Source organism: Actinacidiphila oryziradicis (assembly GCF_005047355.1).
GTDB lineage: Bacteria > Actinomycetota > Actinomycetes > Streptomycetales > Streptomycetaceae > Actinacidiphila > Actinacidiphila oryziradicis.
This window is the reverse complement of record NZ_SUMC01000010.1, coordinates 58,238-74,445: the sequence shown is the minus strand read 5'-3', so window position 1 is coordinate 74,445 and position 16,208 is coordinate 58,238. Positions and strand designations below refer to the sequence as shown.

Genomic DNA, 16,208 nt, shown 5'->3' with positions numbered 1-16,208 from the left:
CCGCACGATCGACGTATGGTCCTGACATGAGCGTGAGTCACAAAACGATCGGGATTCTGCACCCCGGTTCGATGGGCGCTGCCGTCGGCCGACAGGCGATCGTGGGCGGTGCCCGCGTGCTGTGGCTGCCGCATGGGCGCGGGTCCGCGACAGCGCAGCGGGCCGAGGCGGCCGGATTGGAGCCGGCAGCCGACCTCTTCAGCCTGGCCGAGGCATGCGAAGTCATCATCAGCGTCTGCCCGCCGGCCGCGGCCGGCGACGTCGCCGAGCAGGTCGCCCAGAGCCCTTTCAGAGGAATCTATGTCGACGCGAATGCGATCAGCCCCGAGCGGACGCAGTACATAGCGGCGTTGCTGAGCGAGCGCGGCATCACCGTCGTGGACGGCGGCATCGTCGGGCCGCCGCCCCGTTGGCCCGGCGGCGCGACCTGGCTCTACCTCTCCGGCCCGGACCGGGCGGTGCGCCAGGTGAACGAGCTCTTCGCAGGCTCCCCGCTGGAGCCGGTCCTCATCGCGGGGCCGGTGGGCCGCGCCTCCGCGCTGAAACTGGCCTTCGCCTCGTACCACAAGCTGAGCTACGTCCTCGCCGCCCAGTCCTACGCCCTGGCCCACGGCCACGGCGTCCTGAACGAACTGGTCGAACTCGCCGGACGCATCCTCCCCCAGACGCCGCTGGGACGCCCCGACCAGCTGGTCACCGCCGGCCCCCGCGCCTGGCGATGGGCTCCGGAGATGCGCGAGATCGCCGAAGCCTGCCAGTCGGCCGGCATCTCCGCGGACTATCTCGGTGCCGCGGCCGCGACCCTGGAACGCTGGACGGTCCACAAGGACGACAACACGGTGTCCCTGGAACAGCTCATCGCCGACCTGCAGGATTTAGCGCCCCACCTGAGAGCGGTCACGGACCACCCCCAGGCAGGCTGAGCAGCACGACCACTCCCCGAACCACCATTCCCTAAACCGCGTTGGCCCTGGTCGGCACGGGCACCTGGTTGAACGCGTAGTACAGCGCCAGCAGCCCGTGCACGGCCAGCGTCAGCGGTGCGGAGACAAAGGCAATGCCGATCGTCAGCGGGTAGACCACCGAGCCGAGTGCGAAGCGGGACCGGGTGACACGGGCGGCGGCGCGGTCGACGCGGTCGTCGAAGAGGTGGCCGGTCCTGGTGAGATGCCACCACAGGGCCTGGAACGTCAGTGCGTGGTAGACCATGAAGGCGCTGTACACGATCGCGGCGGCCTGCGAGGCGTGGCCGTCCCGCAGATAGGCGGCGAGCAGCCCGGCCGGCCACGGCAGCGCCGCCACACCCATCAGCAGCAGAAGGTTGAGGAAGAGCAGGGTGCGGTCGACCCGGGCGATGTAGACGAAGACCGTGTGGTGGTTCACCCACATGATGCCGATGACCAGGAAAGTCACCGCATAGGCGGCATATGAGGGCCACTGGTCGCCCAGCGCCGACCACAACCGGTCCCCGGCGCCCTCCGGCACCTTGATCTCCAGTACGAGCAAGGTGATCGCGATCGCGAACACCCCGTCGCTGAACGCCTCGACACGCCCGGACTCCCCCATGGGAGCCACCATATATGCCGGATTCCCGGCCCCGCGCTGTCAGCCGATGAGCCCCGCGAATTTGGCGAGGCGCTGGGCCTCGGCACGGGTGGAGCGGGCGATGGCGTCCTCGTCGACGGTGGTGAGGTGGCTGTCCTCGACCACCGCACGGCCGTTGATCAGCAGCAGTGACAGCGGGGCGGCGGCGCCCAGGACGATCGCGGCCACCGGGTCGGCGATGGAGGCGTGCCCGAGGCCGTCGACCTTCCACAGCGCGAGGTCGGCGAGCTTGCCTGCCTCGATGGACCCGATCTCGCTCTGGCGGCCGAGCACCTCGGCGCCGCCATAGGTGCCAAGACGCAGCGCCTGGCGCACGGTGAGCGCCGCCTCGCCGCCGCGGAGGCGGTTGATGAGCAGGGCGTTGCGCAGCTCGGTGTGCAGCTCCCCGGACTCGTTGGAGGCGGTGCCGTCGACCCCGAGGCCGACCGGGATACCCGCGGCGAGCATGTCGGGGACGCGGGCAATGCCGGCGGCGAGCCGGGCATTCGACGACGGGCAGTGGGCGACGCCGGTCCTCGTACGGGCGAACGCGGCGATATCGGCGTCGTTCATGTGGATGCAGTGCGCCATCCACACGTCGTCGCCCAGCCAGCCGGTGGACTCGAAGTAGTCGGTGGGTCCCATCCCGAAGAGCTCATGGCAGAACTTCTCCTCCTCCACGGTCTCGCTGCCGTGGGTGTGGAGCCGTACGCCCTTGCGGCGGGCCAGGGCCGCGGCCTCGCGCATCAGATCCGTCGTGACCGAGAAGGGCGAACAGGGTGCGACACCGATCCGCAGCATGGAGTCGAACGACGCGTCGTGGTGCGTGTCGATCGCCTCTTCTGTGGCGATCAGCGCGGCCTCGGTCGTCTCGACGGCGAAGTCCGGCGGCAGCCCGCCGTCGGACTTTCCGCGGTCCATGGACCCCCGGGTGGGGCTGAAGCGGACCCCGATCTCGGCGGCGGCCCGGATCTCGGCGCCCAGCAGGTCCCCGGAGTCCTTGGGGAAGACGTAATGGTGGTCCATGGCCGTGGTGACACCGCCGCGCACCATCATCGCGAGCGAGCCCTGTGCGGCGGCGTACACCATCTGCTCGTCGATCCGCGACCAGCTGGGGTAGAGCTCGACGAGCCAGTTGAAGAGGTTGCTGTTCTGGGCCAGCCCCCGGGTGAGCCACTGGTAGAAGTGGTGATGCGTGTTGACCAGGCCGGGTGTGAGCAGATGCCCGGTGCCGTCCACCCGGCGCACAACGCCTTCCAGGCCGGCCGGCGCCGGGCCCGCGCCCACGGACTCGATGCGGTTGGCCGCGACGACGACATGGCCGCCGGCGTACTCGGTGTCGTCGGCGTCGACGGTCGCGACGGCACAGTTCTCGATGACGATGCGCTCAGTCACTGAAGCAGGCGCCTTTCAGTCCGTGATGGGGATACGGGCCTGGGCGCCGTCCCGCAGGACCGTGCCCTCGATGAGGCCGTACGGGCGGTCGGCGGCGAAGTAGACCTCGTTGTCGTTCTTGAGGTCGAAAGGCGCGAGGTCGACCAGGAAGTGGTGCTTGTTCGGCAGCGAGAGCCTGACCTCGTCGATCTCCGGGACGCCCTCGATGACCCTGGTGCCCATGGTGTAGAGCGTCTGCTGCAAGGAGAGCGAGTATGTCCCCGCGAACGCCTCCAGCAGGAGGCGGCGGACCTCGGCATACCGGCTGTCCCAGTCCGGCGCCGGATCCGCGCCGTCGTCACCGGGGCGGCCGAACCGCCACCGGGCGTTGACCTCGGTGGCGAGGATCCGGTCCTGCGTCTCGGGCAGGGTCGTGTACTTGTCCTTCGCGAAGCCCCAGAACTCCGAGTCGGTGGAGTTCATGACCACCAGGCCCGTCAGCCCCGAGATGACCTGCCACGTCTCCCCGTCGTAGCTGATCTCGGTGGTCCGAGTTTCCTGGCCCTTGCGGACGAAGGAGTGCTGCTCCGTTATCCGCTCCCAGGTGTACTCCTCGATACGGATCCGGGCGCGCCGGATCGACTCCTGGCTGCTGACGAAGTGCCGCGCCAGGTGCATGCCGAACCGCTCGGCCGACGCGATGCCGTACTCCTTGGCGAAGGCGTAGACCGTGTTCTTCATGGCGTCCGTCGTCAGCACATTGACATTACTGCCCGAGTAGTGAACCTCGTCCATGTCGCCGGAGAGGGCGATGGAGACATTCAGGTCCTTTACGTGGTGGGTGGCACCCTCGCGCGTGATCCGGACGACCCGGTTCTCCGCTTTGCCGTACTGGTTGGGGCCGAGGTACGTCGGGCGGGAGGGCGGGAGAGAATCTGGGTGGGAGGGCGGGAGAGAATCTGAAGGTGACATGTCGGTGCTAGCTCCCTCGGTATACGGAGTAGCCGAACGGGTTCAGCAGCAGCGGTACGTGATAGTGCTCCCCCGGACGCACGGCGAACGCCACCGTCACCTCCGGGAAGAAGTCACCGCCGACTGCGAAGTTCAGCTGTGCGTGCGTAGTGCCGGACGGCAGCGCCGGCAGGTCCTTGCACCGCCCGTCCTCGTCGGTCTTGGACGCCCCGTGCGCGGCCCAGGGAGTGTCGGCGCCACTGCGGACCGAGAGCCCGACCGGTACGCCCTGGGCGGGGCGGCCGACGCTGGTGTCCAGGATGTGTGTGGACACGGATGTCCGCGTCATCAGTCGCCCTCCTCCGCCGGTCCGGCTTCTGTCAGGCGCCGCAGCCGGATGCGATTGATCTTCCCCAGTTCGGTGCGGACGATCTCGCGCTCGGTGTCCGTGTCATTGCCGATCCGCTCCTTGAGCGCGGCGCGCATCTCCTCGCCCGTACGGCCCGTCGCGCAGATCAGGAACACATGTCCATGCCTGTCCTGGTACGCCAGATTGAGCTCCAGCAGCTCCTCCCTCAGCGCCTCCCCCACCCCGCTCTGCTCCCGCGCCGACCTCGCGTCCCCGGGCTTCGGCCGCCCGATCGGCGGATGCCCGGCCATCGCCTCGGCGAGGTCCTCGGTTGTCAGCGCTGCCATGGCCGCGTCACTCGCGGCGAGCAGCGCTTCGACGTCCCCATACGGCCGTCCGGCGAGCACCGCCGCTCCCCAGGCGCCGCTGGCGCACACATGGTGCAGCTGTCCGGCTGCCCCAGGCGTGTCGGCCGCATTGAACCGAGCCAGGCCCGGCGAAGCGATGGAGGTCACACTGCAAGCTAAGAGCCACTGCCGCCCTCCGTCAACACTTTGTTGAAAACTGCTGGATATGAACGGCCGTGCGCCACGCTACTGCGAGCGCGGGACCGATCCCGCCGCGCACTTCCCGCCGCGACGAGCAGCGCATTGCCAGGCCAAGCGGGCCGCACCCGGCGTCCCTTCGGGAGCGTGCCGGGAGCAGGTTCCAGATCGCGTTTCTCCGCCATGCCCTTCAGTCTGTGCAACCGGGGCCGGATCGCGTCCCGCCAGATGGTGTAGCCGATCAAGTACTCGGAATGCGCAGGTCATCGCCGCATTGACGCGGTTCAGGGCCGCCAATGGCGCTGACGGCAGGTCAGCCGCGCGCGACGCGGGAGCCGTGGCCCATGGGATGGCCCCGACACGTGGCTTACCGGAACGCGTCGAGCAAGGTCGCTTACACCACGAGGCGGGACACGACCCGGGGCCGCCGATCCCCGCACCGTCGGCGGTCGCGCGTCGCCGTTAACCGGGGACCGAGTCGCACCGGTGGGCGTCGACGTGGGCGCCGTCCCATACCCGCGGGAGCGGCCTGTGGCCGTCTGCAGCGTGGCCTGCACTGCGAGCGCCACCTGGCGCCCCGACACGCTCATTCGCTCGGCAATCCCGGCAGGGCCGGGGCGTCTCCAATAGACGCCCCGGACCTGCTCCAGCCGCACCGTCCGCAGTGCGTCGCCGATCACGCCGGTCGAGCGGCCGTCCCGTATCTGCGCGTCCAGGTGGATGCGCCGCGGGAAGTCGGCCACGTCGAACCGGAACACGGCCGCCCCGCGCTTGGTGAGCGCGGAGACCACCATGTCCGCCGTGGGGTCACGGCGCTCGGCGGCGACGAGCACTACGGGTGCGGCGCCCATCAGTACGGGTCCGAGGTGTCGTCGTTGGACGAGTCCCAGTTGGTGTTGGTGCAGGAGGCGCCCATGGCGGTCTCGTGCCAGGGGCGGCCCTCCTGGGTGAGGTTCAGCTGCTGCTGTTCGTCGTAGTGAATGCCGACAGCCGGCGGGACCAGGTACGGGATGACGGTGCCACGCGCGGCGAACGACAACGAACCGGTCGGCAGCGGCGGGTCGGCGTGCACGGTTTCGGGCACGATGCCGTTGCGTTCGATGGTCTCGCGGATCAACTCCTCGGCCCGCTGGGCGCTTTCGGCTCTTTCCACGGTGCAGCCGCAGATGTAGCGGCTGTAAAGGAGTTGGGACGGTTTTGGCCGGATGGGTGGCCCGTCTGCGGCGTTCACCGTTCTGCCCTGCGGTGGCCAGGATCCGGTACATCGTGCGCTCCGAGCACCAATAGCGGCCCTCGTCCAGTTCCCCGGGGTTGAGTATCTGCGGTACAGCGGTTGGCGCTGAGAATGATCATGGTCGGTTTTCTTGATCGTGATTCAGCGAAACGCCTGATCAAACCGCCATTGATCGCGTACGGTCACACTTCATGCCCGTAGAAGTTCTTAACTGATGAACAAGCCGCGTAACCCCGCCCCGATTGCCCAGCACCAGCGCCTCGCGCTGCTGCGGCAGGCCATGAACCGCGAAGACGTTCCGCGCCGGGACCGGGTCGCCGTCGTGCTCGTACTCCTCTACGCACAGCCCCTCACTCGCATCATCCGGCTGACCACCGACGACATCCTTCAGGAAGACGGTGAGGTCCTCGTCCGCCTCGGAGACCCGCCGTCCCCCGTTCCCGAGCCCTTCGCCGGGCTGATGCTGGCCTACCTCAACGAACGGCCGAACACCATGACCGCCACCAACCCCGAAGCCCGCTGGCTGTTCCCCGGCCGCCGGGCCGGTCAGCCTATGACTTCGGACGCCCTCGAACTCCGATTCCGCCGCCTGGGCTTCCCCACCCAGCGGGGACGCACCGCAGCAATCCGTCACCTCCTCCTCCAGGCCCCAGCCCCCGTGGTCGCCCGCATGCTCGGCTACCACGACGACACCACCGCCCAGCTCGCCGCCGAGGCCGGAGGAACCTGGAGCCGCTACGCACCAGGCGACCACGCACGGTGACTACGAGCCCTTACCCGCTGGGGACTACACGACTCTCGATCACGCGAGGTCGCCAGTTCTAACCCAGCTGCAGGGACCTCGGCCAGCCCGCTGTCGTGCTGCGCCTCGCCACCGGTCAGCCGGCAGGCGGCCGTGGTGCCCAGTTCGCTCTCCAGGCCGGTGAAGGCCTCGTCCACGACCGGGTCCACGGCATGCTTCAGTCCGCGCTCTCGGAGAGCAGTTCCAAGCCAAGAGCGCTGTGCTTTTCCCAGCACCGCCAAGGCTGCGTCCTTCTTGGCGTTTTCCTTCTCCAGCCGGGTGACCTTTTTGCGCAGCCGTTCCAGTTCTGCCTGCTCGGCGGCCTGCTTCGGTCGCACCGCCGAGGTCCTGCGGTCGGCCAGGGCAACCAGCGCGCCGGCTTCGCGGGCCTGGCGCCATTCGATGATGTGCGAGTGGTACAGCCGTTCGCGGCGCAGGATGGCGCCTTTCTCGCCGGCTGGTGCGGCGTCGTACTCCGCCACGATGCCTAGCATGTAGTCAGCCGGGAATGTGCGGCGCTTCGGGCGCGGTGCCGGATCCTCTCCGGGAGCCGAAGCGGGGGTGGTGGTGCTGACCATGCCGGGGTGTACTCCTGTCTCGCCCATCCAGGCTAACCCGACCAAGCGGGTGTCTCAGCCGAGACTGTCAGAGAGGGGTTCGACCCTCAGGCGAAGAAGGCGGGGTTTTCGGTCACCCACCGCATCCTGGCTGCTGGCCCAGCACGTCGGACGCCCGGCGCCACCGAGCGGGCAGGACCCTGACCTGCGTGTGAGAATTGGGTACTGGGTCGCAGTTTGGTGTCCGAGGCCCGCCCGTCGCTGCATGGGGGAGCGGGCGCGGCACCTGACGTCCCCTCTCGCTGATCCCTTCGACACGCTGGGAGGCTCTCTGTGAGCGAACGTCTCAATGCGTGGCCGACGCTGGTCTATGAGGACTTGTCGCCCATGGTTGACTACGTGAACCGGGTGGTACAGGTCGCAGGCAAGTACACCCTCGACGAGCCCTTCGAAGTCGGCTGGGGAAACATCGTCCTCGATGTCACCCCCCGGGGGCTCAGTACGCCAACCCTTCGGCAGCGAGGCGTGACCTTCACGGTGCACTACAGCCTGCTCGACGGTGGCGTGGTCATCGAGGCCGACAATGGCTCGCGGACGGTGCCATTGTCCAAGGGATCAGTCGCCATGTTCTATGCGTCCTTCTGCGATGCGGCAGACGAGCTCGGCATACACCGACCGCGCAGCTCGTTGATCTGCGAGATTCCGGATGCCCCGCCGCGCTTCGAGGACGATCACGTCGAACGCACCTGGGATGGCCAAGCGGCCCGGCTGATCTGGACAGCGTTCAACCTCGCCGCTGACGGGCTCGAGGCCTGGCAGGCCCCCTTCCTGGGACACCGCCCCCGGGTCGGTGTGATGTGGGGCGGCTTCGACCTGTCCGCCACGCGTTACCGGGCGCAGCCCACCGTGCCGCCGACCCACCAGCCGCCGTTCATGCAGAACGCCCAGCTCGACGCGTACGTGTCGGTGGGATTCTCCTTCGGGGATGCCAAGGCGCCGAACATCGGCATGTACGCGTACATCTGGCCCCAGCCGGACGGTCTCGGGGACCGGTCCTGGGGCGTTGAGGGCGCCACCTGGCATCCCGACGCTGGTCTGGTTCGTCTGCCGTGGGCCAAGCTCAGGGAGACAGCGGACCCGCACCAGGCCATTGTGGCGTTCGGTGACGCCGTCTACGATGCCGCCGTCGAGACGGCAGGCTGGCCGTCCGACCTCGTCGGACCCCGCGTCGAGGGCTGGTACATGAGCAGGACATCGCCCGCGCTCGTCCAGCACCAGCACGGCTGACTCTCCTACGCGGAGCCCGCCGCGGGGATTGCCGCCGACGCCGCAGGCGCAGGGATACTTGTCCAACTAGCACTGCCGTTCGCCGTCCGCCTCGCCCAGCAGGCTCTGGGCAACGCAGCGCGTGGCGGCGACGGCAGCTCCACCGCGTGCGCAGCCCCGCCGGGATGACGTGACCGACCGCGTGCCGCCCGGAAGGGAGAAAGCTGATGAACGACAGGCACCTCCAAGAAGCCCGGCTCCTGGTGCGCCAGGCGGCGGACCAGTTGACCGAAGACGCCCAGGCGATGACGGCCGCCTCCGCCGAAGCGCTCGTGGCCGGCCGGGCAACACGCGTCGGGGATTTGCGACTTGCTGTGCTTGCTGCCTGGTGTGCCGGCGCCTCGCGCGAAGCGCTGGCTCGGGACGCCCGCGTGAAGACAGGCCTGATCGAGGAGTGGATCGCAGCCAACGACCTGGGTCAGACGCTCGCACGTAAACCTCTAACACTGCAGTAAGTACAGCGGCGTGACCGCCCCGGGACCCGACCCGAGAGGCGCTCACGCCGCTGTACTTGGCGTACCCGCTGCCGACTTCCGACCTCACCCGACGCGTCCCACCGCACCTCCGCACCCGCGGGCACCCGGCCGTGGTGTCAGCCGAACCGCGTGAGCAAGCCGCTCCCCGGCACGGCCTCCGGCCGTCACTGTCAACCTGAGGGCACCGACCGAGCGTCAGCCACTGCCGAACGAGCGGTTTTCCCTCAGATCCAGTCCTTGAGTTTGAAGCTGACGTAGAGCAGCAGGGACAGGATGACGATGGCGGCGGTCGAAGTGACGAATCCCCACTGCTGGCTGAATCCCGGGTACGGAACGTTCTGCCCGTAGAAGCCGGTGACCGCCGTGGGCACTGCGATGATCGCGGCCCAACTGGTCACCTTCTTCATGATCAGGTTCATGCTGTTCCCCTGGACGGTCAGGTTCGTCTCGAGCACGGTCGTCACCATCTCCCTCAGGGACTCCGTCCACTCGGTGACACGCAGCACGTGGTCGTAGACGTCCTGGTAGTAAGGCGTCAAGGGCTCGTCGACCACGTGCATGCCCGGACGCATCAGGGCGTTGACAACCTCGCGCATGGGGAGCACCACGCGGCGCAACCTCACCAGGGATTTGCGGAGCTCGTAGCACCGGCGCTGGACGGTCCGGATCTCGTGGCGGCCTTCATCGAAGAGCAGGTCTTCCAGCGCCTCGATGTAGCCGTCGAGGCGCTGGACGGCGTCGAAATGGCCATCCACCACGTAGTCGAGCAACCCGTGGACCAGGAAGCCGACGCCGTGCTCGGCAAGGTCGGGTGAGTCGTCCCAGCGGGCAAGGACCTCCTCCATGGCGAACCCATCGTCCGTGCGGATGGTGATCACGGCCCGTTCTGTGACGAACACCGCGATCTCGCTGGTGGTCAGCTCTGCCGTGTCAGGGTCGATGGCCGTGGCGTAGGCGCTGATGAACTGGTGGGTGCGGTAGTGGTCCAGCTTGGGCCGCTGGTGCGGGTGGCGGGCGTCTTCCAGAGCCAGTTCGTGCAGGCCGAATTCCTCTTGGATCATGGCGAAGTCCTCGGAGCTGGGCCGACACAGGTCGAGCCAGACCACCGAGGCCGGATCTTCCAGATGATCCGATATGTCCTGGACGGGAAAGTCCTTGAGCTCCAGGACGCCGTCCTTGTACAGCCGGGTGAGCGCCATGCCGGTGAGCGTAACCGCCCCTGGGGCCCACCAGCGGGAGGGCCCGGGTTGAGCTGGCTCACACTCGGCGTACTCCCGGACCAAACCGGTTGGAACCGATCAAGCCACGAGCAATACGTGTCCGTCAGGCCCGGGCCCCGGATCGCCGAGGCGGCAGGGGGATGCGCCGTCTTGCGCGACACAGGGTGCAGGGACCCGGACGAGCTGTCTTGGTGATGGTGTCCCGCCGAGTGCAACACCGTGACTCTGTTGGTGATCTTCGGGGGTCATCCGGCCGCTGCGGTACAGAGGGGGTGGAATCGGCTTGATCGTGTACGTCCTCGGGGCGTTTCAGCGATCCAGTCGGCGGTGCGGCCCGGTGGCCGAGGCGGTGCACGAGGGGCAGTCCGGGCAGGCCAGGCAGTCAGCCTTGGCCCGGACACTCGGACAGGGGCGGGCCGTCCATAAAGTCGATGACGCGTCGCCTGTCGGCGACAGTGTTTTCCGCCATGACCGCCGCCATCTCACTGGCCGTTTTCGCAGCTGAGTCGTGCTGCGTTACGTCAGTCATCCTGCCGCGACCGCTCGTCGCCCCCATGCGCCTTAGCCCGCTGCTCGTTGGTGTAATTGATATAGTTGTAGACGGTGAAGCGGCTGACGCCGAGCGCGGAGGCGACCGTCTCCACGCCGTGGCGGACGGAGAATGCGCCGCGCTCCTCCAGTATCCGTACGACCGTCTGCTTCTCCTTGCGGCCGAGCTCGGCGAGCGGCTTGCCATGGCGGCGTTCGAGGTCGCCGAGGATGTGATCGAGGGAGTCCGCGAGGTGCGGCAGCCGTACGGCGACGACCTGCTCACCCTCCCAGCTGAGGACGACATCGTCACCGCGCGCCTCGGAGGGGGCGAGGAGCTCGGCTCCCATGGCGTCGGCGAGCGGCTTGACGGCGGCGCGCAGCGGGTGCTCGCCCGGGACCCCGGCCCCGGTCATTGGCCGGCCTCGCCGATGACGTTGACCTGGAGGGAGATGCGGGTGGCGCCCGCGTCGAGAGTGCGGCGGAGCAGGTCGCTCACGGCGGCGACCACCTGGTCGGTGGAACCCTCAGCGGTGTTGCCGAAAGGGCCGACGTCGACAGCATCAAGATCCGCCGTGCGCATGACGTCGCGGGCGACCACCGCGTGGCGCGGCACCTCGTCGAGGTCGAACGGCTCGGTTGTGAATTCCAGCCTCAGTCGCACCATGCCCCCACCATACCGTTGCTGACCTGCCCGTTTCCCTAATTTGCCGCTTCGGAGGGCACATCAGGGGCGCTTTGCCCAAACGCCTCGTCCACCGCCGCCCGAGGCCTCTTTCCAGCCCTCCGGAAACAGCCTCCAGCCGCTCCGAAATGACCTTAGCCGACGCCTCCAAGCGCCTCTGGCTTCACTGCGGCATCCCGCCTTGTCTCGGGTTGGTACCGGCTTGCCGCTCCGCCCTATTTCGCGACCTAAAAAGTGATAAGGGTGGATTGTTCGGCAATCCGGTCGTAGCGTGACGAGGCAGGGACCGATGCACGGAGCGCAAGCGGTCGAGACACGAGAAGGGATCAAGGAGCGGACATGCGAGCTCACAAAGCAAGGGCGACACTGCTGGTCTGCGCCGGCGCGGCACTCGCGGCAACTACCGCTGCGGCCCCGGCACCCCCGGCGTCAGCGGCACGGGGCCACACGGCCGTCGTCGTCGACTGCGCCGGGCACCCGCAGACCCGCCCCGGCGGCTTCGTACTCGCCTGCGGTGACGGCAACTACGCCCTCACCTCGCTGCACTGGTCGCAATGGCAGCCCGGCTCAGCCAACGGCGCCGGAAACGCCGTCGTCAACAACTGCGTCCCCTACTGCGCGGCCGGCCGCTTCCAGACGTACCAGGTCACCGTCCGGCTCGACAATCCAAAGCCGTGGCCCGGGCACCCCAAGCAGTGGCACTACACCCGCCTGAGCGTGTCCCCTGCCGGAAACGCTCCCCCGCGCACCCCCGCAGTGGTGACCCTCCAGCTCTGGAACTGACACAACGGCACTGGAAGCAGACACCAGGGACCAGTAGCGCACGGACCCCATCGTGTGATTTACCCTGCGCGGATCTCGGTGTATATGTTGGTAAGTATTCAGTTACTTATTTGCCAGGTGCAGCACATTGAAGAAGACTCTGCTGGTCACGGGCAGTTCCCGGGGGCTGGGACGGGCCTTGGCGGAAGCCGCGCTGGCTGCCGGTCACCGGGTGGTGGCCACCGCGCGCGACGCCGCCACGGTGCGCGATCCTCCAATGTCTCGGCCATCGAGGACACCGGTCTTGAGGACTTCCGGGCACAGGTGGAGACCAATCTGTGGGGTGCGGTCCATATGTCGAAGGCCGCCCTGCCGGTCCTGCGGGAACAGCGTGGCGGGCATGTCGTACAGGTGTCCTCCGTCAGCGGACGGCTGGCACCGGCCGCGGGTCTGGGTGCGTACGTGACGGCGAAATTCGCACTGGAGGGGTTCTCGGAGGCGCTGGCGGCGGAGGTCGCGCCGTTCCGGGTGAAGGTGACGATCGTGGAGCCCGGCTCCATGGCGACGACGCTGGCATCGTCGATGAAACTGCCGGAGCCCAGCGCGCCGTACACGGAGATGATGGCGCCGATGCTCAAGCGATACGGGGACCCGAAGGCCGCGCACGGCGTGAGCCCGCAGCGGGCGGCCGAGGTGTTGCTCGGGGTACTCGACCTGCCCGAGCCCCCACTGCGGCTCCCCCTGTCCGGTGAGGCGGTGGACTACATCCGCGCGGCCGAGCAGCGCAAGATCGCAGAGCTGGACCGGTGGGAAGAGCTCAGCCGCTCAGCCGACGTATGAACCCGGAGCCCGCCCCCGTCGGTCGGTTCGGAGTCCTCCTCACTGCCAGGTCATACTTGCCCATCGTGGACCAGCAGCACAGGGAGACACTCGATGGCTCCTGAGGCCAGCCCCCGCGGGGCCGCCCGGGACGCGGCGGCGACCCGGCGCCGCATCCTGGACGCCGCGACCGCCGAATTCTCCGCCTTCGGTCTCGCAGGTGGTCGCACCGCCCGCATCGCCGCGACGTCCGCCGCCAACCAGCGGATGATCTACGCCTATTTCGGAAGCAAGGACGGCCTCTTCGACGCCGTCCTCGAACGCAACATTCTGCTCGTCCAAAAAGCCGTCGCCTTCGACGTCGAAGACCTGCCCGGCTACGCCCAGCAGGTCTTCGACTTCTACCGCACCCACCCCCACCTGGTCCGGCTGGAACTATGGCAGACCCTGGAACGCCCGGACGCCATGGACTCCCTGCCCCTGATCAAGTCCGCCCTGGCCGACAAGGCCGCCGCCCTAGGACAGGCCCAGGCCGCGGGACTCGTCAACGCCGCCCTTCCGCCTGAACAGCTCCTCGCCCACATCCTCACCCTGACCCACGGCCACCCCATGAACGCCGGGGACGCGACCACCTGGACCAACGAACAACGCCGCGCCCTGGCCACCGGGGTCGCCGCGCTCACCGGGCAGCCCGTCGAGAGGTAAGCGCAGGTCAGCGCAGGTCAGCGCAGTAGATCAACTTCCTGCAGCGACGAGCGGCGAGGCGTAAGTCTGCCCACACGCCAGCCGGCGGGTTCGACCGCCATGCGGTGTGCCGCGAGCGCCCCGTAGCTCAACTCACACGGCCGCGCGCTGCCACGGCATCGCTTCTGCCTGCCCGCTATCCGGTCCGCCGGCCTGGTTGCCCGCCCGTCCGCAAGGGAGCGCCCCCCTTGGCAGTCGCTTCTCGCGATCGGCGTCAAGAAGGCGCTGAAGCACACCGATCCGGACGCCGAGGTCGTCGGCATCGTCGGCGACTACGGATTCCAGTTCCTGGTGGAGGAGCTGGCGGTCGCCGCCCAGTACAACGTCCCGTTTGTGCTGATCATGCTCAACAACGAGTATCTGGGCCTCATCCGCCAGGCCTCGATCGTCTACGACATGAACTACGAAGTCGACGTCCACTACGGCGAGTTCGGCACCGACAACCTCAAGCTCATGGAGGCGTACGGCTGCTCCGGCCGCCGCGTCCTCGCCCCGCCGACGTCCGCCCGGCGATCGAGTGGGCCCGCAAGGAAGCCATCTCGACCTCCCGCCCGGTGCTCGTCAAGATCATGATCGAGCGTGAGGCGAACACACCGCACGGCATTTCGATCGACGGCGTAATGGAGTTCGAGCCCGTTCCAGAAAAACCCGGCGATCCTGGCGAATAATAACCAATCGCCGAACCCCGGTGCGCGAGTTGCCCCCAGTACGCGACCATGGAGTGTACGACGTCCATCGGCGCCCTGGAGTTACCTACGATGGCAGAGAGCGTGAGCGTGCGCTGCCCGGCCTGCCGCGAGCAGCACAGATACGCCGCCCCCGTATTCCCGTGCGCCTGCGGCACCCCGCTGGCACTGCCGCTGCTCCCCGACGGGCTGCCGGAGCAGGTGCGGCACCGCTCGTGGAACGACTCCTGGGTGAGCATGCGCTGCCCCGACTGCGGCCGCCGTGACGAGTGGCCGCAGCCGGAGTACGGCTGCCCGTGCGGGGAGGTGGTCCGGCTGCCGGTGGACCGCCGCGCGCTGACCGAGTCCGGTGCGCCGCCCGCGCCGCCGTCCTCCGTGGTGATCCCCGTCGTCGCGCTGCCGCCCTCCCCGTCGGCTCCGCCGCAGCGTCCGGCCTTCCGGCCGGTCACCATCCGTACCGCGCGGGACGCGCTGACCGCCGCCGCCCAGTATCTGAAGTGGCTCGGCTTCGCGAACGTACGGGTCGCGGGCGACCGCACCGCCAACGGCATCGACCTCCGGGGCGACGGAATGGTCGCCCAGATCGACCCCACCACCCAGCCGACCCGGCTCCGGGACGTCGAGACGCTCTGGCTGAACTGCATCAACGAGGATTCAGCCGGTGCCTTCTTCTCCCTCGCCGGCTACGCCCACGACGCCCGGCTCCGCGCCGACCAACTCGCGGTCCCGCTCTTCGTCATGGACCTGACCGGCACCCCACAACCGGTCAACGACGCCGCCGACCAACTCATCCGCACCGGCCCCAAGGCCTGAGCATCACCCTCCGCAACCATCCGAGTCGCGCGCCCGGCATCCCCGGGGCAGGATCGGGAGTCCCCGACCAAGGACCGGAGGATGCAGCGATGTCTTCTGCTCTCTTGAAGCGCAAGCTCGACAGCTCCTTCCAACGCCTGGACGCGGACGGCAACGGATACGCCGAACGCGCCGACTTCCAGGACGTCGGCGCCCGCCTCATCCACGGCTTCGGCCAGTCCCCCACCTCCCCGAAGGGCAAAGTACTCGCCGCCCGCCTCGACGCCGTGTGGGCCGAGCTGGCCGCCTACGCCGACGCCGACCGCGACGGCCGCGTCACCTCCGCCGAGTACCACGCCGGCATGACCGCCGCCTTCATAGAAGGCCCCGCCTTCGACCCCGTCTTCCACCCCGCCGCCGAGGCCGTCGCCGCCCTCTGCGACAGCGACGACGACGGCCGCCTGCGCCGCGAGGAGTTCGTCGTCCTCCACCACGCCTTCAACACCCCCGCCGGGGAAGAGGCCACCTCCTTCAACCGCATCGACACCGACGGCGACGGCCACCTCGCCGTGGACGAACTCGTCGCCGCCATGCGCCAGTACTACATCGGCACCGACCCCCAGGCCCCGGGCAACTGGCTCTTCGGGCCGGTGTAGGGGGGCGGGTGGGGTGGGGCAAGGGGGTGGGGTGCGGGGGGCGCGACCCGGCACGCATGTCCCGGCAGGGGGAGTGGCACCGGAGGAGCCACTGGAAGTGGCGGTGCTGCGGGAAGTCGCAGAGGAGTGTGGCTGACAT

The 16,208-nt window shown here is 68.5% G+C and carries 21 protein-coding genes; 10 read left to right on the top strand and 11 right to left on the bottom strand.

Going from position 1 to position 16,208, the window contains the following annotated elements:
- The first annotated feature begins 26 nt into the window (after positions 1-26).
- Positions 27-923, top strand: coding sequence for an NAD(P)-dependent oxidoreductase (locus FCI23_RS13755; RefSeq protein WP_136723841.1), 897 nt, complete (start codon positions 27-29; stop codon positions 921-923).
- A 31-nt stretch (positions 924-954) separates the two neighbouring features.
- Here FCI23_RS13755 and FCI23_RS13750 read toward each other — a convergent pair whose 3' ends face one another.
- The 7 genes from FCI23_RS13750 to FCI23_RS13725 form a co-directional block, all read right to left on the bottom strand.
- Positions 955-1,566, bottom strand: a complete 612-nt coding sequence (locus FCI23_RS13750) for a TMEM175 family protein (RefSeq protein WP_136723840.1) — start codon at positions 1,564-1,566, stop codon at positions 955-957.
- A 39-nt stretch (positions 1,567-1,605) separates the two neighbouring features.
- Positions 1,606-2,979, bottom strand: coding sequence for an 8-oxoguanine deaminase (locus tag FCI23_RS13745; RefSeq protein ID WP_136723838.1), 1,374 nt, complete (start codon positions 2,977-2,979; stop codon positions 1,606-1,608).
- A 15-nt stretch (positions 2,980-2,994) separates the two neighbouring features.
- A complete protein-coding gene (gene pucL / locus FCI23_RS13740) occupies positions 2,995-3,930 on the bottom strand; it encodes a factor-independent urate hydroxylase (protein ID WP_136723836.1) in 936 nt (311 codons plus the stop codon).
- Between the two features lie 7 nt (positions 3,931-3,937).
- On the bottom strand, positions 3,938-4,258 hold the full coding sequence (gene uraH, locus FCI23_RS13735) for a hydroxyisourate hydrolase (RefSeq protein ID WP_136723835.1): 321 nt from the start codon (positions 4,256-4,258) through the stop codon (positions 3,938-3,940).
- Complete coding sequence (uraD, locus tag FCI23_RS13730; protein ID WP_136723834.1) at positions 4,258-4,773, bottom strand: 2-oxo-4-hydroxy-4-carboxy-5-ureidoimidazoline decarboxylase; 516 nt, start codon at positions 4,771-4,773, stop codon at positions 4,258-4,260. The genes uraH and uraD overlap by 1 nt, the downstream gene beginning before the upstream one ends.
- Positions 4,774-5,087: 314 nt before the next feature.
- On the bottom strand, positions 5,088-5,654 hold the full coding sequence (locus FCI23_RS63715; protein ID WP_407645955.1) for an MvdC/MvdD family ATP grasp protein: 567 nt from the start codon (positions 5,652-5,654) through the stop codon (positions 5,088-5,090).
- Positions 5,654-5,956, bottom strand: a complete 303-nt coding sequence (locus tag FCI23_RS13725) for a hypothetical protein (protein WP_136723833.1) — start codon at positions 5,954-5,956, stop codon at positions 5,654-5,656. Before FCI23_RS13725 ends, FCI23_RS63715 begins: the two co-directional genes overlap by 1 nt.
- A 295-nt stretch (positions 5,957-6,251) precedes the next feature.
- Here FCI23_RS13725 and FCI23_RS13720 point away from each other — a divergent pair, with 295 nt between their 5' ends.
- Complete coding sequence (locus FCI23_RS13720) at positions 6,252-6,800, top strand: site-specific integrase (protein WP_136723832.1); 549 nt, start codon at positions 6,252-6,254, stop codon at positions 6,798-6,800.
- Here the strand turns inward: FCI23_RS13720 and FCI23_RS13715 are convergent.
- Positions 6,773-7,396 (bottom strand): hypothetical protein, encoded by a 624-nt coding sequence (locus tag FCI23_RS13715; protein WP_136723831.1) that lies wholly within the window; start codon positions 7,394-7,396, stop codon positions 6,773-6,775. The genes FCI23_RS13720 and FCI23_RS13715 overlap by 28 nt on opposite strands.
- A gap of 312 nt (positions 7,397-7,708) precedes the next feature.
- Here FCI23_RS13715 and FCI23_RS13710 point away from each other — a divergent pair, with 312 nt between their 5' ends.
- Together FCI23_RS13710 and FCI23_RS13705 are read left to right on the top strand one after the other, a co-directional pair.
- On the top strand, positions 7,709-8,662 hold the full coding sequence (locus FCI23_RS13710; RefSeq protein WP_136723830.1) for a DUF5996 family protein: 954 nt from the start codon (positions 7,709-7,711) through the stop codon (positions 8,660-8,662).
- A 206-nt stretch (positions 8,663-8,868) separates the two neighbouring features.
- Positions 8,869-9,156, top strand: coding sequence for a hypothetical protein (locus FCI23_RS13705; protein WP_136723829.1), 288 nt, complete (start codon positions 8,869-8,871; stop codon positions 9,154-9,156).
- Between the two features lie 245 nt (positions 9,157-9,401).
- On the opposite strand, the gene FCI23_RS13700 is transcribed toward FCI23_RS13705, so the two are convergent.
- From FCI23_RS13700 to FCI23_RS13690, 3 genes are all read right to left on the bottom strand, one after another.
- Positions 9,402-10,376, bottom strand: a complete 975-nt coding sequence (locus FCI23_RS13700; protein ID WP_136723828.1) for a magnesium transporter CorA family protein — start codon at positions 10,374-10,376, stop codon at positions 9,402-9,404.
- 542 nt (positions 10,377-10,918) lie between these two features.
- Positions 10,919-11,341: a helix-turn-helix domain-containing protein gene (locus FCI23_RS13695; RefSeq protein ID WP_136723827.1), complete on the bottom strand. Its 423-nt coding sequence runs from the start codon at positions 11,339-11,341 to the stop codon at positions 10,919-10,921.
- Positions 11,338-11,589, bottom strand: a complete 252-nt coding sequence (locus FCI23_RS13690; protein WP_136724028.1) for a hypothetical protein — start codon at positions 11,587-11,589, stop codon at positions 11,338-11,340. The genes FCI23_RS13695 and FCI23_RS13690 overlap by 4 nt, the downstream gene beginning before the upstream one ends.
- 360 nt (positions 11,590-11,949) lie before the next feature.
- On the opposite strand from FCI23_RS13690, the gene FCI23_RS13685 reads away from it, so the two are divergent.
- From FCI23_RS13685 to FCI23_RS13660, 6 genes are all read left to right on the top strand, one after another.
- On the top strand, positions 11,950-12,393 hold the full coding sequence (locus FCI23_RS13685; protein WP_136723826.1) for a hypothetical protein: 444 nt from the start codon (positions 11,950-11,952) through the stop codon (positions 12,391-12,393).
- A gap of 303 nt (positions 12,394-12,696) precedes the next feature.
- On the top strand, positions 12,697-13,212 hold the full coding sequence (locus tag FCI23_RS13680) for an SDR family NAD(P)-dependent oxidoreductase (protein ID WP_246143690.1): 516 nt from the start codon (positions 12,697-12,699) through the stop codon (positions 13,210-13,212).
- A 93-nt stretch (positions 13,213-13,305) separates the two neighbouring features.
- On the top strand, positions 13,306-13,896 hold the full coding sequence (locus tag FCI23_RS13675; RefSeq protein ID WP_136723825.1) for a TetR/AcrR family transcriptional regulator: 591 nt from the start codon (positions 13,306-13,308) through the stop codon (positions 13,894-13,896).
- A gap of 147 nt (positions 13,897-14,043) precedes the next feature.
- Positions 14,044-14,508 (top strand): thiamine pyrophosphate-dependent enzyme, encoded by a 465-nt coding sequence (locus tag FCI23_RS59505; protein ID WP_322973836.1) that lies wholly within the window; start codon positions 14,044-14,046, stop codon positions 14,506-14,508.
- 185 nt (positions 14,509-14,693) lie between these two features.
- Positions 14,694-15,434 carry a hypothetical protein gene (locus tag FCI23_RS13665; RefSeq protein WP_136723824.1) on the top strand — a complete coding sequence of 247 codons (741 nt, stop codon included), beginning with the start codon at positions 14,694-14,696 and terminating at the stop codon, positions 15,432-15,434.
- An 89-nt stretch (positions 15,435-15,523) separates the two neighbouring features.
- Positions 15,524-16,069: an EF-hand domain-containing protein gene (locus tag FCI23_RS13660; RefSeq protein ID WP_136723822.1), complete on the top strand. Its 546-nt coding sequence runs from the start codon at positions 15,524-15,526 to the stop codon at positions 16,067-16,069.
- Positions 16,070-16,208 lie beyond the last annotated feature (139 nt).